Annotated in this window: 24 protein-coding genes and 2 tRNA genes; 6 read left to right on the plus strand and 20 right to left on the minus strand. The window is 68.1% G+C overall.

Translation table 11 applies throughout. From position 1 onward, the window contains the following. Positions 1–13: 13 nt before the first annotated feature. A complete protein-coding gene (locus MHN80_RS09670) occupies positions 14–661 on the minus strand; it encodes a dihydrofolate reductase family protein (protein WP_033203947.1) in 648 nt (215 codons plus the stop codon). Between the two features lie 121 nt (positions 662–782). Continuing rightward, positions 783–1,643, minus strand: coding sequence for an SDR family oxidoreductase (locus MHN80_RS09675; protein ID WP_239401168.1), 861 nt, complete (start codon positions 1,641–1,643; stop codon positions 783–785). Between the two features lie 106 nt (positions 1,644–1,749). On the opposite strand from MHN80_RS09675, the gene MHN80_RS09680 reads away from it, so the two are divergent. Both MHN80_RS09680 and MHN80_RS09685 read left to right on the plus strand, forming a co-directional pair. Beyond that, a complete protein-coding gene (locus tag MHN80_RS09680; protein ID WP_239401170.1) occupies positions 1,750–2,142 on the plus strand; it encodes a helix-turn-helix domain-containing protein in 393 nt (130 codons plus the stop codon). 59 nt (positions 2,143–2,201) lie between these two features. Then, positions 2,202–2,390, plus strand: a complete 189-nt coding sequence (locus MHN80_RS09685) for a hypothetical protein (RefSeq protein WP_239401172.1) — start codon at positions 2,202–2,204, stop codon at positions 2,388–2,390. A 69-nt stretch (positions 2,391–2,459) separates the two neighbouring features. Here MHN80_RS09685 and MHN80_RS09690 read toward each other — a convergent pair whose 3' ends face one another. After that, positions 2,460–3,521 carry a hypothetical protein gene (locus tag MHN80_RS09690; protein ID WP_239401174.1) on the minus strand — a complete coding sequence of 354 codons (1,062 nt, stop codon included), beginning with the start codon at positions 3,519–3,521 and terminating at the stop codon, positions 2,460–2,462. A gap of 96 nt (positions 3,522–3,617) precedes the next feature. Continuing rightward, positions 3,618–3,690 (minus strand) — tRNA-Asn (locus MHN80_RS09695). Positions 3,691–3,987: 297 nt separating this feature from the next. Between MHN80_RS09695 and MHN80_RS09700 the strand changes: the two genes are divergently transcribed. Continuing rightward, positions 3,988–4,061: transfer RNA gene (locus MHN80_RS09700), tRNA-Ile, on the plus strand. Between the two features lie 38 nt (positions 4,062–4,099). Here MHN80_RS09700 and MHN80_RS09705 read toward each other — a convergent pair. The 6 genes from MHN80_RS09705 to MHN80_RS09730 all read right to left on the minus strand — a co-directional run bounded on the left by MHN80_RS09705 (position 4,100) and on the right by MHN80_RS09730 (position 10,398). Beyond that, positions 4,100–4,339, minus strand: coding sequence for a three-helix bundle dimerization domain-containing protein (locus MHN80_RS09705; RefSeq protein WP_086537459.1), 240 nt, complete (start codon positions 4,337–4,339; stop codon positions 4,100–4,102). A 79-nt stretch (positions 4,340–4,418) separates the two neighbouring features. Continuing rightward, the gene (locus MHN80_RS09710; RefSeq protein WP_239401176.1) at positions 4,419–4,976 is read right to left on the minus strand and encodes a dihydrofolate reductase family protein; all 558 of its coding nucleotides are present in this window, start codon (positions 4,974–4,976) and stop codon (positions 4,419–4,421) included. A gap of 116 nt (positions 4,977–5,092) precedes the next feature. Beyond that, the gene (gene dnaG / locus MHN80_RS09715) at positions 5,093–7,015 is read right to left on the minus strand and encodes a DNA primase (RefSeq protein ID WP_239401178.1); all 1,923 of its coding nucleotides are present in this window, start codon (positions 7,013–7,015) and stop codon (positions 5,093–5,095) included. Between the two features lie 66 nt (positions 7,016–7,081). After that, entirely contained in the window at positions 7,082–8,398 is a 1,317-nt protein-coding gene (locus tag MHN80_RS09720; RefSeq protein ID WP_004023002.1) for a deoxyguanosinetriphosphate triphosphohydrolase, read from the minus strand. Continuing rightward, positions 8,391–8,876 carry a cold-shock protein gene (locus MHN80_RS09725; RefSeq protein ID WP_004023003.1) on the minus strand — a complete coding sequence of 162 codons (486 nt, stop codon included), beginning with the start codon at positions 8,874–8,876 and terminating at the stop codon, positions 8,391–8,393. The genes MHN80_RS09720 and MHN80_RS09725 overlap by 8 nt, the downstream gene beginning before the upstream one ends. 136 nt (positions 8,877–9,012) lie before the next feature. After that, complete coding sequence (locus MHN80_RS09730; RefSeq protein ID WP_239401180.1) at positions 9,013–10,398, minus strand: glycine--tRNA ligase; 1,386 nt, start codon at positions 10,396–10,398, stop codon at positions 9,013–9,015. A 204-nt stretch (positions 10,399–10,602) separates the two neighbouring features. On the opposite strand from MHN80_RS09730, the gene MHN80_RS09735 reads away from it, so the two are divergent. From MHN80_RS09735 to MHN80_RS09745, 3 genes are all read left to right on the plus strand, one after another. Continuing rightward, positions 10,603–12,141: a M28 family metallopeptidase gene (locus tag MHN80_RS09735; RefSeq protein ID WP_239401182.1), complete on the plus strand. Its 1,539-nt coding sequence runs from the start codon at positions 10,603–10,605 to the stop codon at positions 12,139–12,141. An 85-nt stretch (positions 12,142–12,226) separates the two neighbouring features. Next, a complete protein-coding gene (locus MHN80_RS09740; RefSeq protein ID WP_004023006.1) occupies positions 12,227–12,601 on the plus strand; it encodes a metalloregulator ArsR/SmtB family transcription factor in 375 nt (124 codons plus the stop codon). Further along, complete coding sequence (locus tag MHN80_RS09745) at positions 12,598–13,026, plus strand: Fur family transcriptional regulator (protein ID WP_101819379.1); 429 nt, start codon at positions 12,598–12,600, stop codon at positions 13,024–13,026. Before MHN80_RS09740 ends, MHN80_RS09745 begins: the two co-directional genes overlap by 4 nt. Positions 13,027–13,050: 24 nt before the next feature. Here the strand turns inward: MHN80_RS09745 and MHN80_RS09750 are convergent, their stop codons facing one another. Genes MHN80_RS09750 through MHN80_RS09795 form a run of 10 tightly spaced genes read right to left on the minus strand, consistent with a single transcriptional unit; the run spans position 13,051 to position 22,899 of the window. After that, positions 13,051–13,461 (minus strand): hypothetical protein, encoded by a 411-nt coding sequence (locus MHN80_RS09750; RefSeq protein WP_004023008.1) that lies wholly within the window; start codon positions 13,459–13,461, stop codon positions 13,051–13,053. After that, entirely contained in the window at positions 13,458–14,279 is an 822-nt protein-coding gene (locus MHN80_RS09755; protein WP_004023009.1) for an isoprenyl transferase, read from the minus strand. The genes MHN80_RS09750 and MHN80_RS09755 overlap by 4 nt, the downstream gene beginning before the upstream one ends. Next, positions 14,260–15,063, minus strand: coding sequence for a DNA repair protein RecO (recO, locus tag MHN80_RS09760; RefSeq protein ID WP_004023010.1), 804 nt, complete (start codon positions 15,061–15,063; stop codon positions 14,260–14,262). The genes MHN80_RS09755 and recO overlap by 20 nt, the downstream gene beginning before the upstream one ends. Positions 15,064–15,117: 54 nt before the next feature. Beyond that, positions 15,118–17,001 carry a pyruvate kinase gene (locus MHN80_RS09765; RefSeq protein ID WP_239401184.1) on the minus strand — a complete coding sequence of 628 codons (1,884 nt, stop codon included), beginning with the start codon at positions 16,999–17,001 and terminating at the stop codon, positions 15,118–15,120. A 51-nt stretch (positions 17,002–17,052) separates the two neighbouring features. Continuing rightward, entirely contained in the window at positions 17,053–18,465 is a 1,413-nt protein-coding gene (locus MHN80_RS09770; protein WP_239401186.1) for a YhgE/Pip domain-containing protein, read from the minus strand. A gap of 56 nt (positions 18,466–18,521) precedes the next feature. Next, the gene (era, locus tag MHN80_RS09775; protein WP_004023015.1) at positions 18,522–19,433 is read right to left on the minus strand and encodes a GTPase Era; all 912 of its coding nucleotides are present in this window, start codon (positions 19,431–19,433) and stop codon (positions 18,522–18,524) included. Beyond that, on the minus strand, positions 19,426–19,770 hold the full coding sequence (locus tag MHN80_RS09780) for a cytidine deaminase (protein WP_239401188.1): 345 nt from the start codon (positions 19,768–19,770) through the stop codon (positions 19,426–19,428). Before MHN80_RS09780 ends, era begins: the two co-directional genes overlap by 8 nt. Beyond that, entirely contained in the window at positions 19,767–21,236 is a 1,470-nt protein-coding gene (locus tag MHN80_RS09785; protein ID WP_239401190.1) for a hemolysin family protein, read from the minus strand. Before MHN80_RS09785 ends, MHN80_RS09780 begins: the two co-directional genes overlap by 4 nt. Beyond that, positions 21,233–21,820 (minus strand): rRNA maturation RNase YbeY, encoded by a 588-nt coding sequence (gene ybeY, locus MHN80_RS09790; protein ID WP_004023019.1) that lies wholly within the window; start codon positions 21,818–21,820, stop codon positions 21,233–21,235. The genes MHN80_RS09785 and ybeY overlap by 4 nt, the downstream gene beginning before the upstream one ends. Beyond that, entirely contained in the window at positions 21,817–22,899 is a 1,083-nt protein-coding gene (locus MHN80_RS09795; protein WP_004023020.1) for a PhoH family protein, read from the minus strand. The genes ybeY and MHN80_RS09795 overlap by 4 nt, the downstream gene beginning before the upstream one ends. Positions 22,900–22,946: the final 47 nt, after the last annotated feature.

Consider the following 22,946-nt stretch of genomic DNA (forward strand, 5'->3'; position numbering starts at 1 on the left):
CGACGGGCCGGCGCTACTTGCGCCAGAACAGGTGATGCGTGACCCCGCTGGAGCTGGGGACCGACTCGTGATGGTACCGGTCGTCGAGTTCCTCGGGCGTCTCCCAGAGCTTCAGCCCGGTTCCGATCGTGACGGGCGCGACCGCTATGTGCAGGGTGTCGATCAGACCGGCGTCGAGGAATTCCCGCACGGTGCTGACACCCCCGCCGACGCGAACATCGCGACCGTCGGCCGCGGCCTTCGCCTGCTCGGCGGCCTCGGCCGGTGTGGCGTCGAGAAAGTGGAATGTGGTGTCGCTCAGTGTGAACGACGGTCGCACATGGTGCGTCAGCACGAAGACGGGTGTGTGAAAAGGCGGTTCGTCGCCCCACCACCCCTGCCACTCATGGTCCGTCCACGGACCGCGTTGGTAGCCGAACTTGTTGCGGCCCATGATCTCCGCGCCGATGTTGTGGGCGAAGTCGCGAGTGAAGTAGTCGTCGAGGCCGCGGGTGCCACCCGGGTCGGTCCGGTTGGGCCAGCTCGCGGTGGCACCCGCCCACGACATCAGTTCCCACGGCTCGACCCGGTCACCGAAGGGGCGGTCGAACGTCTGGTTCTCCCCCGCCCCCACCCCGTCCTGCGAGATGGAGAAGTTCTGGACTCTCAGTAGCTGCGGCATGGTTTCCGTTCCCGTCGTCTGTCGGCACGAGCAATCTATGCGGACAGACCCGGTCGCGCCGGAAAACTCATCGTTGCGACTCGGACCGGACCACATCGGGCGACCATCGTGAGACGGAGGTTCAGCCGAGCGCCTGCGCGATGACGTCCGCGACGGGAGTCGACGACCGGCCGGTGAGCGACTTGAGATCGCCGGAGTCGGTGTCCAGCTCTCCGCGGCTGATACCGGCGTCGGAGCTCGCCAGCATCGTGGCGACCGGTTCGGGCAGACCTGCGCTGACGAGGGTGGCCTGGTACTCGGCTTCGGGGAGGTCGCGGTACTCGACTGTCGCACCGGAAGCCGCACCGATCGCGCGGGCGAACTCGCCGTAGGTCAGCCGCTCGTCACCGCCGAGCTCGTAGACCTTGCCTGCCTGATCGGAACCGGCGGTGAGTACGGCTGCGGCCGCGGCCGCGTAATCGGCGCGTGCCGCAGCCGCGAGGCGTCCGTCGCCGGCAGCACCGAAAAGCACCCCGGTCGACACCGCCTGCGGAATGGCCCCCAGGTAGTTCTCCCAGTACCAGCCGTTGCGCAGGATCACGGCGGGAACCGATGACTCGCGCAGCCTGGCCTCGGTGGCGACGTGCTCGGGAGCCAGACTCAGACCGCTCGTATCCGCGTGCAGCAGGCTGGTGTACGCGATGAGCGCGACGCCGTTGGCCTCGGCGGCCTCGATCACGTTGGTGTGCTGGGCGAGACGTCGCCCGACCTCCGACCCGGAGATCAGCAGCAACTTGTCGACTCCGGCGAGCGCGTTCCGCAGCGAGTCCGGATCGTCGTAGTCGGCGACCCGGACCGTGACGCCCTGTGACGCGAGTTTCGACGCCTTCGACTCATCGCGGACGATCGCGACGATGTCGCCGGCGACGACGCCGCGACCGAGCAACTCCTCGATCACCAGGCCGCCGAGATGTCCTGTCGCGCCGGTCACTGCTGTGGTCATTGTGTCCTCTTCTCTTCGGGATTGGTGACCACAGTATGCACTAACTTTTCGTAAGTGCAACATCAACTGTTAGCAAGATCTCGCCCCTTCGGCTACCGTTGAACCCGTGACCGAGATCAGCGACCAGTCCCTCGAGGCGGACGTCTTCGCCCGGGACTGCTCGTCGCGGACGACGCTGCAGACCGTCACCGGACGCTGGGGCAGCCTCGTGCTGCTCGCCTTGGGCGAGAGCAACTATCGGTTCAGCGCGCTCCGTCGGCGCGTCGACGGCGTGAGTGAGCGGATGCTGTCGCAGACCCTGCAGAACCTCGAGCGCGACGGCATGATCGTCCGCACCGTCCTCGAGGCCATCCCGCCGAAGGTCGAGTATCACCTCACCCCGCTGGGCCGGCAGGTGGCCGACCAGCTGAGCGGGCTGATCGAACTCGTGCAGGACAACATGCCCGTCGTCCGGGACGCCCAGGCCCGCTACGAGGAGCGACGCGGCGTCGGAGACTGAAATCCACCCCGTCGGGTACACGTGGATACGTAGGAGTTCGACGACGAGAGGAGCGACCGATGACGTCACCGGAAACCGACCTGCCGATCGAGGCCAGCGAGGCCGATGCGATCGAGCAAGCCCAGCCGACGGACCCCGACACCGCCTCCGGACCGGAGCCGACGGTGCCCTTCGACGCCGATGCCGCCGACGCCGCCGAGCAGGCCGTCGAGGTCGACACCGACCCCGAGGACTACCCCCGCGAGTAGGCCGGTCGTCCACCCGGTACGCGAAGGGCCCATCATCTGCTCAGCAGGTAATGGGCCTTTCCGTTCGCGTCATCGGCTCTTGCTCGTTGCCGAGCGCCGATCGTCATCGTCGTCCCGCTCGAAACGCTGGCGTTGCCGAGCCCCATAAGTCGCTGCCCGCACGGCGTCGTCATCCTCCATGCCTGAACCGAGCGCACCGCCCAACGTGGCCACCGATGCCACCAGCCAGGCCATCACCATCAGAGTCCAGAAGTCCACCGGATCCCCGATCTGGTCGGTGACCATGTCGGGCGGTATCGTCCACCACGCTGTGAGGAGCAGCAGGAAGAACACGACTATGTAGAAGACGATGACACCGATCGTCAGGGTGACGACGGTGGACATGTTGTACAGCACCGCCCGTTCGCGCTCTTCCGGCGACGGCGGCCGTTCCCACAGGTCGTGCTCGATGATCAGCCAGGCGATCAGCGCGGCAATCGACAGAGCAGTGGCCACACTCAGTCGCCACGGCCCCATCATGTCGGACAATTGCCACATGGTCCCGTATGCGAGACTCACTGCGCCGGTGGCGAAAGCAGCCATCATCACCTTCGACATACCGGCGACCACGCGCCACGGCCGATTGGCGTAGACCATGCCCGCGAGCAGCCGAAGACGCGACAGTCTGGACGGCGCGAGATAGTGCACGACGTCGTCGTCCTGCACCCGATGAATGCGTTCAGTTGCCGGCTGCTCATCCGTTTCGCTGGACACCTCGGCAACGACCATTCGCGCCAGATCCCTCGTGCGGCGTTCGACGGATGCAGCCCCCATCCCCGGAATCGAGATCACCCCCAGCCGTTTCGAGAGGTGGATCTCGGCGACGAGCGGGGTCGTCCCCGATCGGCGCACGAGGTCGGTGAGGTAGATGACGACGTCCTCGCTCGCGGAATCGGGATCCACCGTGCCGACCACGTCGGAGAAGTCGGTGTCTTCGTCGATCGGATACGCGTGACTTCGGGTCGAGACCTGCCGGCCGACGGCGCTTTCGCTGTCCGCCGACAAGGATTCGGACAGCCGCTTGCCGATCGCCTCCGTCGCGCCGGGATCGGCGATCACCAGAACAGATTGTGACGATGGGTCTGTGTGCATGCAGGGGCGCCTACCCCCGCCGCCGGGCCGCGAAACGAACGGTGGTCCGAAAGCAGAAAGCCCGTCGCCTGCTCTTGCAGGTGACGGGCTGTTCTGCTCCCCCAACTGGACTCGAACCAGTAACCGTTCGATTAACAGTCGAATGCTCTGCCAATTGAGCTATGGGGGATTGCCGCGGCTCTGTTCGGCACCCTCGGGGGCTTCACCAGAACCGAGGTCAGACTCTAGCGCATCGTCGCGCCGGAGAACAAAACGCGCGGTCAGCCGTCTAGGCGTGGCGGTGACCGACTGACCGTCGACCACGATGGGACGAACGCGCGACCCCTTCATCTGCGTGTTCGTCGCCGGCCGCTTGCGAGCCCCGTGGCCCGCCGCGCCAGATGGTCGACACTTGTGCACGCACGCGTCTCCGACCGTTCCCCGGGTGTGCGGTAGTGTCCTCTCCCGCAGGACGCAAGACCTGCGCGGGGAGTTAGCTCAGTCGGTTAGAGCCGCGGACTCATAATCCGTAGGTCGCGGGTTCGAGCCCCGCACTCCCCACTCATGAGGCACCGGACTGGTGTACGAGTTCCCCGACGTCAGCCACCCAGCGCCGGGGGCACCTCCGCAGAATCGGCCATCACCGAAGACCCACTCAGTGCGTTGTTGGCACGCCGCTCCACGAGCAGCGGCACGAAGTCGCGGACATCGATGCCGTCGAAGTGCCGATACGCGGCCTCGACGGCCTCGGCGACCTCTTCGGGCTTCTTGTCGGTGTACATCCCGATCAGGCGGTGCTGCACCTCGGTGACCTGCCTGCGCTCGTCATTGGCGTCCACGCTCCCACGGTAGGCAGCCGCCGGCGGACTCGCAGCCGGGAGCACGAACCGTCGTCGACTGTTCAACTCCGGTTCGGGTTCATCGCTCCACTAGACACCAGTACTCGCTCTCACCGGGGATCGGTGTGAGCCGGACCTCGCCACCGCCGGGCCGGTCGAACAACCGTACGCCCGCGCCGAGAAACACCGGGACGAAGAACACGAACACCTCGTCGAGCAACCCGTGATCGATCATCTGTCGCGCGACATCGGCACCGATCACGGTGATATAGGCGTCGCCCGCGATCGCGGTGGCGGTCTCGACCGCCTCGTGCAGATCGGACACGAAGGTGACGCCATCGACGGGGTCGGCGGGTGGGTTGTGCGTGAGAACAACAGCGGGCCCGTCATATTCGCCACCGAACGCACCTTCGCGGTCGGTGCCCTTGTTGGGATCATCGCCGCGGAACGAGCGATTGCCGACCAGCAGTGCGCCGGTGCCGCGCATCAACCGTGCGGCGGCATCGTCCGCTGCAGTGGACGCCGGCTGCCCGTCGGCGGGCACGTCGAAGAATCGGGTCAGCCACGACATGTCGCCACCGGGTCCGGCGATGAACCCGTCGAGTGATGCCGTCGCCGAGAAGATCGTTGTCGCCATGGATTCCTGCCTCCGTCGGTCGCGTGGGGGGTGCCGACGGGGTAGACCGGGCCGGAGACGGATACTCATCGTCCGCCGGCCCCGCGACCGTCGGTGCGAAAACCTACGCGGGTGTGTCAGCCCGCGTCGACGATCGGGTCGACAGCCTGTTCCAGCAGGCTCCGACGATAGGCCTCGAGAGCGACGAGATCGCCGAAGACCGCGTTGTAGCCGTCGGGATCGTCGCTGGGCGCCATCCGGCGCAGTCGCGACTTGATGTCCGCGATCTGCGTGCCCACCCACACCTCCTGCAGCCGCGCCAGCACGCTGGAGATGTAGCGGGCGATGTTGTCCTCGTCGACCGGCATCGATTCGACGGCGAGCTCGGTCACGAGCGGGTCGATGATCGGATCGTCCACGGCATTGCGCACGGCGTCGACCCAGGCGGCGCCACCGAGACCGGCCGATGTCCCGCCGAGACCGGTCATCGCCTGGCGGATGATCGCGTACGCCGGCTCGTTGAAGCACTCGACGGGCAGCGAGTCGAACACCGTGCCGGCGATCGCCGGATACTGCAGCGCGGCCTTCAGCGCCTCCCGCTGCGGCCACAGGCGCGGATCGTTGGGTTGCGGCCGCGCGGAGGTCGGGGCCGACTCGGCCTCCGGTCGGTTGCGGGCGCCGCGCGTGGCTCCCCGACCACCGGATGGGCTGACGCCCTGCGCTTTCCGGATTCTGGCGCCCTCCTCGCGCACGCGCCCGAGAACCTGGGAGACCTCTTCCCACCCGACCCAGCCGGCGAGCTGCCGCGCGTACTCGTCGCGTAGTGCGATGTCCTTGATCCGGGCGACCACCGGCACGGTGTCGCGCAGGGCGTGCACGCGACCTTCGGCGGTGTCGAGGTCATGTCCGGCGAGCAGCGCCTTGATCGCGAACTCGAACATCGGCACTCGACGCGCGATCAGGTCGCGGACGGCCGCGTCCCCCTTTTCCTGGCGGAGTTCGCAGGGGTCCATGCCGTCGGGTGCGATCGCCACGAAGGTCTGTCCCGAGATCGACTGCTCCCCCTCGAATGCCTTGAGGGCAGCCGCTTTTCCGGCGTCGTCGCCGTCGAAGGTGTAGATGACCTCGCCGCGGAAGTACGAGTCGTCCATCATCAGACGCCGGATCAGTGCCAGGTGATCCTCACCGAAGGCGGTGCCGCACGACGCGACCGCGGTGGTCACGCCGGCCAGATGCATCGCCATCACGTCGGTGTAGCCCTCGACGACCACGACCTGATGGCCCTTGGCGATGCTCTTCTTCGCGTGATCGAGACCGAACAGCACCTGAGACTTCTTGTACAGCATGGTCTCCGGCGTGTTCATGTACTTGCCGAGGTTGTCGTCGTCGAAGAGCTTGCGGGCACCGAAGCCGATGATGTCGCCGGCGAGATTGCGGATCGGCCACAGCAGGCGGCGGTGGAACCGGTCGATCGGACCCTTGCGTCCCTGCTTCGACAGCCCGGCCGCCTCGAGCTCGCTGAACTCGAACCCCTGCGACAGCAGCGCCTTGGTCATCGTGTCCCAGCCGGCAGGCGCGTAGCCACAACCGAATTGGACGGCCGCCACCGCGTCGAAGTCGCGTTCCTTCAGATAGTCGCGCGCCGGTTGCGCCTCCGGTGACTGCAGCGCGGCGGCATAGAACTTCGCGGCAGCCGCGTTGGCCGCCACCAGACGGGCGCGTGTCCCGCGGTCGCGCTTGATGGCGGTGCCGCCGCCCTCGTAGTTGATCTGGTAACCGATCCGGTCGGCGAGCTGCTCGACCGCCTCCACGAAGCTGATGTGTTCCTGCTTCTGCAGGAAGCTGTAGACGTCCCCGCCCTCGCCGCAACCGAAGCAGTGGAAGTGTCCGTGGTTGGGCCGTACGTGGAACGACGGCGACTTCTCGTCGTGGAACGGACACAGCCCCTTGAGGCTGTCGGCACCGGCCCGACGCAGCGCGACGTAATCGCCGACGATGTCCTCGATCCTCGTCTGCTCACGGATCGCCGTGATGTCGCGATCGGGAATTCGGCCTGCCACGCGACCAGTGTAGTGACGCCGGAGAGGCCGCCCGGCCGGGTGCTTCGACAACCCGATCCCCCGGCGCTAACCCAGGTGCGCTTGCGCCCCCGAATTGTGCTTGTCGGTGCGCTCGAGCCGGCCTTCGGTCATCGACGCGATCTGGTCGACGATGACGCGCATGCGGGCGGCGTCGTCGGACGCGGCGTTCCACCACGGCACGAAAATCGGGTCCAGACCGCCGGGCGCCGCCTCGACGAACCAGTTCGCCACGCGGTGGATGCGTTCCCGCTGACGACGTTGGGTCGCCTTGTGGCGCTCGTTGGAGAAGATGAACCGCAGTGCCAGGGTCTTGAGCATCGACACCTCGGCGGCGATGAGTTCCGGTACCTCGAGGTCGGCGTCGTAGCGCGACACCGGCCGGCCCCCGACCACCTCGCGGGTCCCGGTGATCGCCGCCGACGCGAAGCGCCCGATGAATTCACTGGTCAACCGTTTGAGTGCGACATAGGAGTCGAGAGTTCCGTCGAAGACACCCACCGAACGCACGATGTCCATCCGGTGCAAGCGCGCGGCGGCGTCGACGAGCGCCTCGGGATCGAGACCGGGGAACTCCTTGGCGCCGATGTCGGCCAGCGCCCGCTGATCCTGCGGGTCCCCGAGCGTCCGCAGATCGATGCGGCCGCCGATCACGCCGTCCTCGAGGTCGTGCACGGAGTACGCGACGTCGTCGGACCAGTCCATGATCTGGGCTTCGACGCATTGCCGGGTCCCGGGCGCATCCCGACGGATCCAGGCGAGCATCCCGGCATCGTCGTCGTAGGCCCCGAACTTCCCGCCCGGGGTACGCCGGGTCCACGGATACTTCAGGGTCGCGTCCAACGAGGCACGGGTGAGATTCAGGCCGGCACTGTGCCCGTCGGCATCGAGCAGCTTGGGTTCCAGCCTCGTCAGGATTCGGAGGTTCTGGGCGTTGCCCTCGAAACCACCGTGATCCGCGGCCACCTCGTCGAGCGCGCGTTCGCCGTTGTGTCCGTACGGCGGATGCCCGATGTCGTGGGCGAGTCCGGCGAGTTCGACGAGGTCGGGTTCGGCGCCGAGGCCGATGGCGATGCCCCGGCCGATCTGCCCGACCTCGAGCGAATGCGTGAGCCGGGTGCGGGGCGTGTCACCCTCGCGCGGACCGACGACCTGTGTCTTGTCGGCCAGCCGGCGAAGCGCCGCGGAGTGCAGGACCCGCGCGCGATCTCGCGCGAAGTCGCTCCGATGATCGGTCCGCGTGCCGGGCAGGCTCGCGACCTTGGCTCCCTCGGGAACGAATCGCTCGACGGCTTCGTCGCCGTACGCGGCCACCGCCGGGAGAACATGACCGACGGTCTCGGGCCCCTGGCGGGTGTCAGTCAAGCACCCAGCCCCGGGCGACGGCGAAGTCGGTGACGCGCTGCCGGATCGCCACGATCTGGCGTGCGGTGAGGGCGCCGTCGGCGTCGAGCAGCAGTTCGGTCAGCTCCTCGGTGAACGCGGCGGAGTCCAGCGAGCCGCCACCGCGCGGCCGACGGCTGCCGCGGTCGTCGTGGCGTCCGCGGTCGCCCCGATCACCGCGGTCGCCCCGATCTCGGCCGTGATGCTCGTCGCGGCGGTGCGCCCGGGCGCCCGCGGCGTCGTCGGCGGGTGCGGCCTCGGTCACCGCGACGTTGATCGCCTTGGAACCCCGATCGGTCTCCTCGACGTCGAAAGACACCTTCGCGCCGGGCTTCAACGAGTTCTCATCGATGTCGATGTCGTTGATGTGGAGGAACACATCGGCGCCGCCCGACTCCGGCGCCAAGAACCCGAATCCCCGATTCGCGTCGTAATGAACGACTTTCCCGCTGACAGACACGACTCCACTCACTCTCTCGTCACGCGCACGACGGACCCCATGCCCTACTCCACGCGACAACTCGCCATCAAGTGTGACAGACATCCGCAGGTCAGGCGGAATCGTGGGCGTACGTCCCGAGGCGCTGCGACAGTTCTCAGGCGCCGAGCAGCTTGCCACCGAGATACTCGGCGACCTTGTCGAGCGCGACCCGCTCCTGACTCATGGTGTCCCGTTCACGCACCGTGACGGCCTGGTCGTCGAGGGTGTCGAAGTCGACGGTCACGCAGAACGGGGTGCCGATCTCGTCCTGTCGGCGGTAGCGCTTGCCGATGCCCTGCGCGTCGTCGAACTCGACGTTCCAGTGCTTGCGGAGTTCGGCGGCGAGGTCGCGGGCCTTCGGCGAGAGCTTCTCGTTGCGCGAGAGCGGCAGCACGGCGACCTTGATCGGTGCCAACCGCCGGTCGAGCCGCAGGACGGTGCGAGTGTCGGTGCCGCCCTTCGCGTTCGGGACCTCTTCCTCGGTGTAGGCATCGCACAGGAACGCCATCAGCGAGCGGGTCAGGCCGGCAGCCGGTTCGATGACGAACGGGGTGTAGCGCTCGCCCGACGCCTGATCGAAGAACGACAGGTCCTCGCCCGAGTGCTTGCTGTGCGTCGACAGGTCGTAGTCGGTGCGGTTGGCGACACCTTCGAGTTCGCCCCACGGGTTACCGGTGAAGCCGAACTTGTACTCGACGTCCACGGTCCGCTTGGAGTAGTGCGACAACTTCTCCTTGGGGTGATCGTAGAGCCGCAGGTTCTCCGGATCGATGCCCAGGTTCACGTACCAGTCGAACCGCTGGTCGATCCAGTACTGGTGCCATTCCTCGTCCTCGCCCGGCTTGACGAAGAACTCCATCTCCATCTGCTCGAACTCGCGGGTCCGGAAGATGAAGTTGCCGGGGGTGATCTCGTTGCGGAAGCTCTTGCCGATCTGGGCGATGCCGAACGGCGGCTTCTTGCGCGCGGTGGTCATCACGTTCTTGAAGTTCACGAAGATGCCCTGGGCGGTTTCGGGACGCAGGTAGTGCAGGCCCTCCTCGTCGTCGACGGGACCGAGGAACGTCTTCATCAGACCGCTGAAGGCCTTGGGCTCGGTCCAGTTGCCGGGCTGCCCGGTCTCCGGGTCGTTGATGTCGGCCAGGCCGTTGGCCGGCGGATGCCCGTGCTTGGCCTCGTAGGCCTCGATGAGGTGGTCGGCGCGGTAGCGCTTGTGGGTGTGCAGCGACTGGACGAGGGGGTCGGTGAACACCTCGACGTGGCCGGAGGCCTCCCAGACCTGGCGCGGCAGGATGACCGACGAATCGAGACCCACGACGTCCTCGCGGCTGATGACCATCGTGCGCCACCACTGCCGCTTGATGTTCTCCTTGAGTTCGACGCCGAGCGGGCCGTAATCCCAGGCCGACTTGGTACCGCCGTAGATCTCACCGCACTGGTAGACCAGGCCCCGACGCTTGGCGAGGTTGACGACGGATTCCACATTGGACTGGGCGGCCACGGTTAACTGCTCTCCACGGGTTGAGGTGTTCGGCTGGGACGGTCGTGCTGATGCTCGGTGCTCGGCGTGCATCCACGAGATGCAGGCGGCAACCCGTACAGACTACCGAGCAGGTGTCCTGTTTCCCGAAAGCACCGGCAACTCCGATCGTCGCCGCGAACCGTTGGGCGCACGCCGGCGTTCCGGAACTGCCACAGTGGCAGGGTGATCGTTCGAGTACGACGACGCGTCGGCGTCCCTGTTCCGGCGCGGCATGGCCGGCCGACGTTCCTGGCAGCGTCACTGGCACTGGTACTGGCACTCGTCGCGGGGTGCGCGGACGAACAGCCCACAGAGGTCGATCGGCCCTCCTCGGCGCCGGTGTCGACCCCCTCGCCCGCACCCCCGGTCGCCGAGGTCACCCCGAACGCGCTGGGCGAGGCGGTCACCATCGAGAACGTGATGGCCCACGTCCGCGCCTTCCAGCAGATCGCCGACAACAACGGCGGCAACCGCGCAGCCGGCACATCCGGGTATGACGCATCGCTCGACTACGTCGCCGGGCTGCTCCGCACGGCGGGTTTCGACGTGACCACGACGCCGGTCGACTACGAGCGCTTCGACGCCGGGCCGGTGAGCCTGACGGCCGACGACCTGAAGGTCGCGACGCGCATCGTCGAGTACTCGGCAGGCACGGGTGACACCCCGGTCACCGCCGCGCCCGTGACCGTCGACGGGCTCGGATGCGCGAGCACCGACTTCCCGGGGGCGGTGCGCGGGTCGGTCGCCGTGATCTCGCGCGGCACCTGCACCTTCGCCGACAAGGCACGTAACGCGCAGTCCGCCGGTGCGGTCGGGGCGATCATGGTCAACAACGAACCCGGCCCGCTCACGGGCGCCACGCTCGGGCCGGATGACCGCCCCACGATCCCCGTCCTCGGCGTCTCCGCCGACGACGCCGAGCGGGTGCGGTCGGCTGGATCGGTGACGCTCTCGGTCGAGGCGGAGACCACCGGCATCCGCACGCGCAACCTGATCGCCGAGACCCGGACGGGCACCGCCGACGATGTCGTGCTGGCCGGCGCGCACCTCGACAGCGTCGTCGAAGGGCCCGGCATCAACGACAACGCGAGCGGCAGCGCGGCTGTCCTCGAGACCGCGCTGCGGCTCGGCTCGTCCCCACGCGTTGCGCACCGGGTGCGGTTCGCGTTCTGGGGCGCCGAAGAGGACGGCCTGGTGGGTTCCTCGGAGTACGTCCGGGGACTCGACCCGGCCGGCCGCGCGGCGGTCGCCCTGTACTTGAACTTCGACATGCTCGCGTCGCCCAACGGCGGTTACTTCACCTACGACGGGGACGATTCCGAACGCGAGGGAGCCGGCCCCGGCCCGGACGGCTCCGGGGGCATCGAGCGGACCTTCGAGAAGTTCTACGCCGATCGGGGCATCCCCCTCGCACCCGACGACTTCGACGGCCGCTCCGACTACGGTCCGTTCATCGCGGTGGGCATCCCCTCCGGCGGGGTGTTCACCGGCGCGGAGACCGAGAAGAACGAGGCGCAGGCCGAGCTGTGGGGCGGCCGCGCGGGAGAGCCCTTCGACCCCGACTATCACACGGCGCGCGACACCCTCGACAACATCGACACCGACCTCCTGGCCGTCAACTCCTCCGCGGTCGCGTTCGCGGTGGCGACGTACGCGCTGTCGACCGCGGGCGCGGACGGGGTTCCCCCCGTCGCCGACCGCCGTCGCGCGAACGGCGGCTGACCGGCCACGCGACCCGGGCATGGATTGAAAACCATTTCCGTTAGAATGGTCGGATCAGTGGCGCGAGCCAGGCGAGAGGAGCGCGATGTCGACCCAACCGTTGGACGGGCCCGACCCCGTCGAGGCGGCCGATGCCGCGGCCCGGGAAGCCGCCGCCGACCTCCTGCGTGCCCTCGCCTCCCCCACCCGCGTCGCGATCGTGCTGTCCCTGCGCGAGCGGGTGCAGTGCGTCCATGAACTCGTCGGGCACCTGGGTCTGAGTCAGCCGCTGGTCAGTCAGCACCTGCGTGTCCTCAAGGACGCCGGCGTGGTCCGCGGCCAGCGCAACGGCCGCGAGATCACCTACGAACTGCTCGACGATCACGTCGCCCACATCGTCGGCGACGCCCTGATCCACGCGAACGAGACCCACGACGGCCGCGCAGTGCCGACCGACGCCTCCCGGGCGGTGAACGAATGAGCGGGGTCGCCTCCGGACCGCAGCCGGTCACCGGCATCCGGTCGACGCGCCAGCGGGCCGCGATCGCCGACGCCCTGGCCGGCACCGAGGACTTCTGTTCCGCCCAGGAGTTGCACGAGATCCTCAAGGCCCGCGGTGAATCGATCGGCCTGACAACGGTCTACCGCAATCTCCAGGCGCTGAGCCAGGCCGGCCAGATCGATGTGCTGTGGGACGGCTCCGGTGAGACGCGCTACCGCCATTGTTCGTCGGGACACCACCATCACCTCGTGTGCCGCGACTGCGGAACCACCGTCGAGGTCCAGGCCGAGCCGGTCGAGCGATGGGCCGCGAAGATCGCCGCGCAGCACGGCTTCACCGACATCAACCACACCGTCGAGGTCTTCGGCCGCTGCGGTGATTGCCGGGTCGCCGAGAGCGACTGAGCAGGGAGCGGAGGGGCGGTCGCGTCAGGCGGAAGCCGGACCCATCAGCCGCTCGGCGGCGTCGACCCCGGCGGCGAGCACGATGTGCAACACCGTCAGCAGTGGTACGTCGTCGAGCTGGCTCGCCGGAAACGTGTAGTATTGCAACACATCCGTGGTGACCCCGGCACGATCGGAGCGTCGGAGGCTGCCGAAACTGAGCTGGGCTGCGCACGCCTCGACATCGTCGCGCAGGCTCGGCGTGTTGGGCAGGTCCATCGCGACCATCTGAGTCATGGCCAGCACGTCGAGGCCGTCGGCCAGCGTGAGTACGCGGATCGATGCGCGCGTCGGACCGACCTGTACCACCAGCGAATCGGCGTCGGGACGGTCGACGGGCCCGAGTTCGGCGACGATCTCGGCCGTCCGGTCGAGGAGCGTGGCGGCATCGGTCACGACGGCTTCACCCCGCCGAAACGCCGGTCGCGCGAAGCATACTCGAGGCAGGCGGCCCACAGGTCACGGCGGTCGAAGTCCGGAAAGAGCTTCTCCTGGTAGACCATCTCCGCGTACGCCGACTGCCACAGCAGGAAATTCGAGATGCGCTGCTCCCCCGAGGGACGCAGGAAGAGGTCGACGTCGGGCATGTCCGGCTCGTCGAGGTATCGCGCGAACGTCGACTCCGAGATCCGCTCGGGATCGATCTCTCCCCGGGCCGCCCGGCGGGCGATCTCCCGTGCGGCGTCGGCGATCTCGGCGCGGCCGCCGTAGTTGACGCACATCGTCAGCGTCATCGCGGTGTTGTCCCTGGTCATCTCCTCGGCGATCTCGAGTTCACGGATCACGCTGCGCCACAAGCGCGGCCGGCGTCCGGCCCACCGCACGCGGACACCCATCTCGTGCATCTCGTCGCGCCGCCGACGGATGACGTCGCGATTGAAGCCCATGAGGAACCGCACCTCGTCGGGGCTGCGGGACCAGTTCTCGGTGGAGAAGGCGTAAGCCGACAACCAGCCCACACCCAATTCGATACAGCCGCACACGGTGTCCATCAGCACGGCCTCGCCGCGCTTGTGTCCTTCGGTGCGCGGGAGTCCGCGATCGGTGGCCCAGCGGCCGTTGCCGTCCATCACCAGTGCCACGTGCTTGGGTACGAACTCGGCGGGGATGGCCGGCGGACGCGCGCCGCTCGGGTGCGGGTCGGGCGGCCGAACGTCGCCACGGGGGCTCGCGGACTTCCGCCCTCTCGCGGAACTACCCGGCCGCAACGCCATCGTCGACTCTCCTCACACCCACGTCCACACCTGTGTCCATCAGCCTATGAGGCGCGGTGCGCTCGATCAGAGGCAGGGTTCGGAGCTGCCGTTCGAGATGCCACTGCAGGTGCGCGGCGGTGAGCCCGCTGGCCTGACGGCGCAGCGACGGCGTCGAGTCGGTCACGTGATCCCACTGACCGCGGAACAACGCGTCCATGAGGTCGAGCACGCCGGGCGACGGTGTCGCCGAACCCGGCGGGCGACAGGGCAGGCACACTGCACCACCCGCGGCGACGTGGAAGGCGCGATGCGGCCCCGGCGTCGCGCATCGTGCGCACTCCTCCAGGGCCGGCATCCAGCCCGCGCTGTACATGGCGCGCAGCAGATAGGCATCGAGGATCAGTTCACGCGGTCGTCGGTCGTCGGCGAGCGCCTCCAGTGCCCCCACCGTCAGCCGGTGCAACTGGCGGGTGGGAGCGCGCTCTTCGCCCGCCAGACGCTCTGCGGTCTCGAGGACCGCGCAGGCCGTCGTGTAGCGCCCGTAATCGGCGACGATGCGATCGGCGAAGGCGTGCAGGCTGTGCACCTGGGTGACCACGTCGAGGCTGCGTCCCGGATACAGATGTACATCGATGTGGGCGAAGGGTTCGAGCCGGGCGCCGAATTTCGAGCGGGTCCGCCGGACGCCCTTGGCGACCGCGCGCACGAGGCCGTGTTCGGCGGTGAGCAGCGTGATGATGCGGTCGGCTTCGCCCAGCTTGTGCTGGCGCAACACGACGGCCTCATCCCGGTAGAACCTCACCCGGGCATTCTCCCACCGGGCACCGACACGCGCGCCCCCGACATGCCCGCAGTCCTACCCCGGATCGATGTCGAAGGAGTTCAACGGCCGGAGCAGCGACCGCTTCTTCTCCACGTGACCGCCCATCCGGTCCAGGATGGACGTCAGTGCCTCGATCGCCTCGACGATGTACGGCCCCTTGTTGAGCATCACGCCCTCCGCGCGGCGGCTCATCGCCGCATCGGTGACCTCCGCACGAGACGGAACGCCCGTCTTCGCCAGCCCGTCGAGCACCTGCGTCGCCCAGATGACCGGGACATGTGCGGCCTCGCACAGCCACAGGATCTCCTCCTGTACCTCGGCGAGCCGACCGAACCCGACCTCGACGGCCAGGTCGCCGCGGGCGATCATCACCCCGACCGCATCCCAGCGCATCGCCTCGAGCAGCATCTGCGGCAGCGACTCGAAGGCCGCCCGGGTCTCGATCTTCAGCACGATCCCCACGTCCGGTGCGCCCAGACGACCCAGCTCGTCGATCAGGTCGGCCACGTCCTCCGGCGACCGGACAAAGGAGCAGTTCACCATGTCCGCGCGCGCTGCCACGAACTCCAGGTCTCGCCGGTCGGCCGCCGTGAGCGCCGGGATGTGCAGCGTCGTGTCCGGTAGGTTGATCCCCTTCTCGGCCCGGAGTTTGGTTCCACCCGGACCGGCGCGCTCGACGTCGACCACGATCTCGTCGCCGAGCTTCTCGCGGACGCGCCCGGCGATCTTGCCGTCGTCGAACAGCACCCGATGGCCCGGCATCACATCGTCGAAGGCCTCCCCGAGTTCGCAACCGATCCGATGGGGCCCGGTGCGAGTCGCCGGGGCCGGGGTGAGGTCGCGCTGTAACCGGATCTCGTCGCCGGTGCGCACCAGCAGGTGCTGGCGCTTCTCCGGCAGTTCGTCGACGACGAGACTGCGCCGGGAGCGGGCCGCATCCCGACTGGCGTCCTCGGAACCCGCCACGCCGATCGGCATGCCCGTCTCGTAGTAGACGGTCCGATCGGTCTCTGCGTCGATACCCGCCTCGGAGACCGCGACCACCTCGAGACGTCGCCGGCGACCGCGGGCGTCACGCAGGACCAGCTGGTCTCTCTGGACGGCGTCGACGAGTGCGCGCACCGGGATGACCGCGTCGATCCCGTCGGGCAATCGTGCCCCGGGGTCGAGCGGCGTCGTACCGAGCCGCACCCGTGACCGTCGTTCGACCGTGCCGTTGTCGGCGCGGACGGGTTTCACCTTGATCACCTTCGGCCCCGGTTCGAGCGGTCCGGTGCGCAATTTCGGTCCGGCGAGGTCCATGGCCACCCGCACCCGGCCCGGCAGGGACCGGACGGACTCGATCATCCGTGACCACTCGGTCGGACCGTCGTGCGCGCAGTTCACCCGCGCGACGTCCATCCCGGCTGCACCCATGGCGCGGACCAGGTCCGGATCGTCGGCGGCCCGGGTCGGCATCGTGACCATCACGCGGGTGGCCCGCTCGCCGTGCTCGTCCCCGGGTCCGTCGGCGGTCGCGTCGTCACCACCACCGGGGTGTACGCGCCCGAGGAGCCGATCGCGATTGCGGGTCAGGGTTCGCACACCCCCGGCGAGATCACCCCAGATCGGATGCCGGGTACGGCCCTCGGCGAGCGCGTCCACGGTCTCGATGACCGTCTCGATCCACGAATAGACGATCGACTCCATCCGGCCGAGACTCGACAGACCGTGCGCGGACATCGATCCCTGCAGCGGACGAAGGTCGCGGCGTCGGACCGCGACGTAGTGCACGAGGTTGCGGGCGCTGTGCCGGTGCTGATCGGCCACGGCGGCGATGAGCGACTCGGCCTGCAGCTCCGCGCGGTCGAGGTCGTCCCGCAGCTCGTGCAGAGCCGTGGACAGTTCGGGGATCGACATGACGACGGGGATACCCATCCCGCCACGGTGTCAGACCCAGGTGAACGGTCGGGGCGACGCGACCACGTCTCAGCCGGCGTTGACGATCTTGTCCAGCTTCGGCGGCAGTGTCATCCCACCCGGATACCGGTGCCAGCCCTTCCGGTCGTAGTACTTGGTGCCGAGCAGACCGAGAAGCACACCGACGAGCAGACCGATGAAACACTGGATGATCGACCGGCCGAGGCCTGCCGACAAGTCGGCGTCGAAGTACAAGACCGCGCGCACACCGAGATAGATCACATGCATCGGCTCGATCGCGGCGACCCATTCGAAAAATCGCGGACTCGCCTCGAGTGGGAGGGTGCCGCCGGACGACGGCAATCCGAACACCACGAAGAACAGCAGGTTGAACAGCAGACCGGCGTTGCCGAACACCGCCATCATCGCGCTCGCACTCACCCCGACCGCGAAGATGCCGAGCACCGACAGCATCCAGAGCACGAATCCGTTCGGAATCGATGTCCCGACCATCGCGCCGACGGCGATGAACAATGTCGACAGCACCACCGCGACGAGGAACATGATCGTCCACTTCGCCGCGAGGGTCGCCCACCGGCTGATCGCGAGCCGCTCGCGCAGCTGATAGAACGGCCCGTATTCGACGGGCGTCTGGCCGAGCATGCCGTCGACGACGATGCTGACCATCATCGCCCCGGTGAACCCCGCCAGGACGAGGAGCAGGGTCAGATAGAACGCCGACAGACCGTTGCCCGCGCCGTTGGGAAGCGGCGTCGGTTCGGAGACCTCGACGGCCACCGGGCTCGCGAGCGCGAGCTGTGCCGCACCGGTGAAGGTGATGTCGTTGCGGTCGAGCTGGGTGCGGACCTGCTCGGTCAGCTGTGCACCGACCTGATCGTTGACGCGCGTCCGCACCTGGTCGGCGAGGGTGGTGGTGATCGACGACGCGAACGCGCCGGAACCCCGGTTGATGAAGATGTCGATGGTCGGTTTCGCCGGTTCGGCGGTGAGGACCGTGGACCGGCCCAGTGCGACAGCCCGATTCGTGAAGTTCGACCCGACGACGATGACGCCGTAGACCTTGCCGCTGTTCAGCTCGGAGAGGGCGGTCGACCGGTCGGTTCGGCGCACGACGATCCCGTTCTCCGCCGCCGAGGAGATGATGCCCTCGGCGACCTGCTCGCCGAAGTTCTGCTTCGTGGACTGTCCGTCGGCATCCTGCACCTCACCGCCGGCGTCCTCTTGCACCAGCGCGACCGGGAAGTCGTGGAGGTGGCGCTGCGGATCGACGACCGCTGCCATGTACAGCGCGGCCATCAGCGAGAACATCACCGCCACCAGCGCGAGCGGTGCGAGCCAGAATCGGGGCGACCCGAGCACTCCCGCGATCGTGCGTCCCGTCGGCTGGTCGGCATCCGGCGCTTCGTGCGCGCCCCTGCCGAGTGCGTCTCCCGGCTGCTCCGGCGACTCGTGCGTTCCCATCGGCGTACCTCCCCGCAGGCCGCCCCCGTCGGCGTCAGGCCGCCGGGAACACGCTGCTAGAAACCCAATCGACGCAGCTGTTTGGGGTCGCGTTGCCAGTCCTTGGCGACCTTCACGTGCAGATCCAGGTACACCTTGGTCCCCAGCAGCCGCTCGATCTGTGCGCGGGCAACTGTACCCACCTCTTTCAGACGCGCGCCCTTGCGTCCGATGATGATGCCCTTCTGGCTGTCACGCTCGACGAACAGCACGGCGTGGACGTCGACCATCGGCGGCAGCTCGGGATCCCGGTCCTCCCGGTCGATGACCTCTTCGATGACGACGGCCAGCGAGTGCGGCAGCTCGTCGTGCACCCCCTCGAGTGCGGCTTCGCGGATGAACTCCGCCATCAGCACCTGCTCGGGTTCGTCGGTGAGTTCACCGTCCGGATAGAAGGCGGGCCCCTCCTCCATGAGGCCGACGAGCACGTCGGACAGCACGTCGAGCTGCTTGCCCGACTTCGCCGACACCGGGACCACCTCCGACTCCGGTCCGAGGACCTCGGAGAGCGCGAGAAGCTGTTTGGCCACCTGCTCCGGACCGACCCGGTCGATCTTGGTGACCACGCCGACGATCGTCGTGCGGGGTGCCATCTCACGGACCTGCGAGATGATCCAGCGGTCGCCCGGCCCGATCGCCTCGTCGGCGGGAATGCAGACACCGATCACGTCGACCTCGGAGTAGGTGTCGCGCACGAGGTCGTTCAGTCGCTGACCCAGCAGCGTGCGCGGTCGGTGCAGACCCGGGGTGTCGACGAGGATCAACTGGGCGTCCGGCCGGTTGACGATCCCGCGGATGGTGTGGCGGGTGGTCTGCGGACGATTCGAGGTGATCGCGATCTTCTCGCCGACGAGGGCATTGGTGAGCGTCGACTTACCGGTGTTGGGCCGGCCCACGAAACAGACGAAGCCCGAACGGAACTCAGGCATTCGCGCGCCCGATGCGCCGTTGCGGTGCACCCGCGGTGTCGGTCAGGACCGCGTACGCCTCGGGGCTGAGCTCGTGCAGGGTCGCCAGGCCCGGGTCGTCGGACTCACCGTTCACGACGACCGCCGCCTCGAAGGAGCGGGCCCCACTCGAGATCGCGGACGCCACCGCGACCTGCAGCCCGGTGAGGGTCAGGGTGCGAGTGCGCACATCGGCTCCGGCATAGGTGCGGCCGTTGCCGTCCCGGACCGCGGCACCCGACGGCGCCTCGGCGCGCGCCAGCGCGCCCCGGGCGAGCACCACGAGCTTGCGATCCTCGTCGGTGAGGGTCTCGGTCACTGATTCATCCTTGCTCTCGGGTCGTCTGCACTGTCGCGATCGGCGGCGTCGCCCTCCGGGGCGTCGTCGCCGGAGTCTCTCGCCGCTCGCTCGGCCCGCCGTTCGTCCTCGTGGTCACGGCCCGCGGCACGTTCAGAACGCCCCGCCGAGCGGCTCGAGTGGCCGCGGTGCTCGTCGCGCCGGGACTCCTCCTCCGCGCCGGGGACCCGGGTGACCAGCACGGTGATGATGCGTTGGCGGCCTTGGCGATTGGGTCCGCCCTCGGCCACCAGCTGCAGTCCGTGCGATTCGACCCGGGCGCCCGGCAACGGCACACGGCCCAATTCCAGGCCGACGAGTCCGCCGACCGTCTCGACCTCTTCCTCGGCGATCTCGACGTCGAACAGCTCGCCGAGGTCTTCGACGGGCAGTCGTGCCGACACCCGGTAGGACCCGTCGCCGAGGTCGTCGACCGGGGCGAGCTCGTCGGTGTCGTACTCATCGGTGATCTCGCCGACGATCTCCTCGAGAACGTCCTCGATGGTCACCAATCCGGCGATGCCGCCGTACTCGTCGACGAGCATCGCCATGTGGTTGCGCTCGCGCTGCATGTCGGCGAGGACCCGGTCGAGCGGTTTGGAATCGGGGATGAACTCGGCGTCACGCATCACGTCCACGACGCGGAGCGTCGAGGGGTCGATGCGCTGGGCGACCGTACGGGCCACCAGGTCCTTGAGATACACGATGCCCAGGACGTCATCGGTGTTCTCACCGATCACCGGGATCCGCGAATGTCCGGACCGCGTCGCGAGACTCGTGGCCTGCAGCGCGGTCTTGTCGGCCTCGATCCACACCATCTCCGGGCGCGGGACCATCACCTCGCGGGCGCTGGTGTCACCGAGGTCGAACACCGACTGGATCATGCGGCGCTCGTCGGCAGCGACCACACCCGACGCCTCGGCGAGGTCGACGACCTCACGCAGCTCGACCTCGGTCGCGAACGGACCGTTGCGGAACCCGCGACCCGGGGTCAGGGCGTTGCCGATCAGGATCAGCAGACGGGTCAGCGGTTTGAGCAGCACTCCCAGCGCGAACAGCAGGTACGACGATGCCAGCGCGATCGTGTAGGCGTGTTGCCGGCCCAGGGTGCGGGGGCCGACGCCGACCGCGACATACGAGACGACGGTCATCGCGGCGATGGCGACCGCCAATCCTCCGCCGACGCCGATGAGTTGGGTCGCGGCGACCGCGACGAGCGCGACGGCGGCGGTCTCGCAGACCACGCGGAGCAGCACCACGAGGCCGAGATAGGTCGCGCGTGCGCCCAAGATGTCCGCCAAGCGGCGCGCACCCGCGCGCCCCTCACGGACCATGTCGTCGACCCGGGCGTTCGACACGGTCGACACCGCGGTGTCCACCGCCGCGAAGATCCCACCGACCCCGATCAACACGACTGCGGCCACGATGAACCAGTAGTCAGAGGTCACCCTCGGTCCTCCTCGGACCGCGTCGGGGCACCGGGGGCCGGCGTTCCGCCCTCGACACCGGTGAATCCGATGTTCGACAGCAGCCGCGAATCACGGTCGGTCTGTCGTTGCTCCTGCGCGCGGCGGTGACGTTCGGCGTAGAACGCGTCGAGGATGCGGTTCTGCAGCCCGAACATCTCGCGCTCCTCCTCCGGTTCGGCGTGGTCGTAGCCGAGCAGGTGGAGTACACCGTGGATGGTCAGCATCGCCAGCTCGTGCTCGAAGGACCGTTTCGCCTCGCGCGCCTGCTTCCGGGCGAAGTCGGGACACAGCACGATGTCACCCAGGATCGCCGGACCCGGGTCGGTGGCGTCCGGCCGTCCGCCGGGCACGAGTTCGTCCATCGGGAAACTCATCACGTCGGTCGGACCGGGCAGGTCCATCCACTGCACGTGCATGTCCGCCATGGTGTCCTCGTCGACGCACAGCACCGACAGCAGCGCCGCGGGATTGACGTCCATCGCGTTCACCGCGAAGCGCGCGGCATCGATGATCAGCTCGGCGGGAACCTCCACCCCGGATTCGTTCGCGAGTTCGATGCTCATGAGCGACGTCCCTGAGACGCGGCCCGCCGCGCGGCGCGGTTGCCGCCGAGCGCGGTGTTGGGCAGACCTCGCTGCGCCTCCTCGGCCCGTCCGTAGGCGTCGACGATGTCGGCGACCAACCGGTGCCGGACCACGTCCTGGCTGGTGAGCCGCGCGAAGTGGATGTCGTCGATGCCCTCGAGGATCTCCGTCGCCGCCAGCAGCCCGCTCCGGGCACCGCCGGGCAGGTCCATCTGGGTGACGTCGCCGGTGACGACGACCTTGGAACCGAAGCCGAGCCGGGTCAGGAACATCTTCATCTGTTCGCTCGTCGTGTTCTGGGCCTCGTCGAGGATGATGAACGCGTCATTCAGGGTGCGGCCGCGCATGTAGGCCAACGGTGCCACCTCGATGACCCCGGCGGCCATCAGCTTCGGGATCGCGTCCGGGTCCATCATGTCGTGCAGCGCGTCGTACAGCGGACGCAGATACGGGTCGATCTTCTCGCTCAGCGTGCCGGGCAGGAAGCCGAGGCGCTCGCCCGCCTCGACCGCGGGCCGCGTCAAGATGATGCGGTTGACCGACTTGGACTGCAGCGCCTGGACGGCCTTGGCCATCGCGAGGTAGGTCTTGCCGGTACCGGCCGGGCCTACACCGAACACGATGGTGTGGTCGTCGATGGCATCGACGTAGTGCTTCTGGTTGAGCGTCTTCGGCCGGATCGTCTTACCGCGTCGCGACAGGATGTCGAGCGACAGCACGTCGGCAGGCGATTCCTCGGTGCCGTCGGACAACATGGACACGCTGTGCCGGACGAGATCGGGTGTCAGCGGGGTACCCCGGCCGACGAGGTCGACGAGTTCGGCGATGACGCGCTCGGACGCCGCGACCTCGGCGGGTTCTCCGGTGAGCGTGACCTGATTGCCGCGGACGTGGATGTCGGCGGGCAGCAGCTGCTCGAGCGTACGCAGGTTGACGTCACTGGCGCCGAGCAGCCCGAACACGACTCCGGGAGAGACTTCGACAGTGGATGTGACCCCAGACCGGCGCGGCTGCGTACGGCTGGATTGCCCGCTCTGGTCGGGGTTGTCGTCACTCACGTATGAAATCACTCCTGGTGTTCTGTTCTGGATGCTGTTCTGTTCTG

This window comes from Gordonia sp. McavH-238-E (assembly GCF_022348225.1).
GTDB classification, from domain to species: Bacteria; Actinomycetota; Actinomycetes; order Mycobacteriales; family Mycobacteriaceae; genus Gordonia; species Gordonia terrae.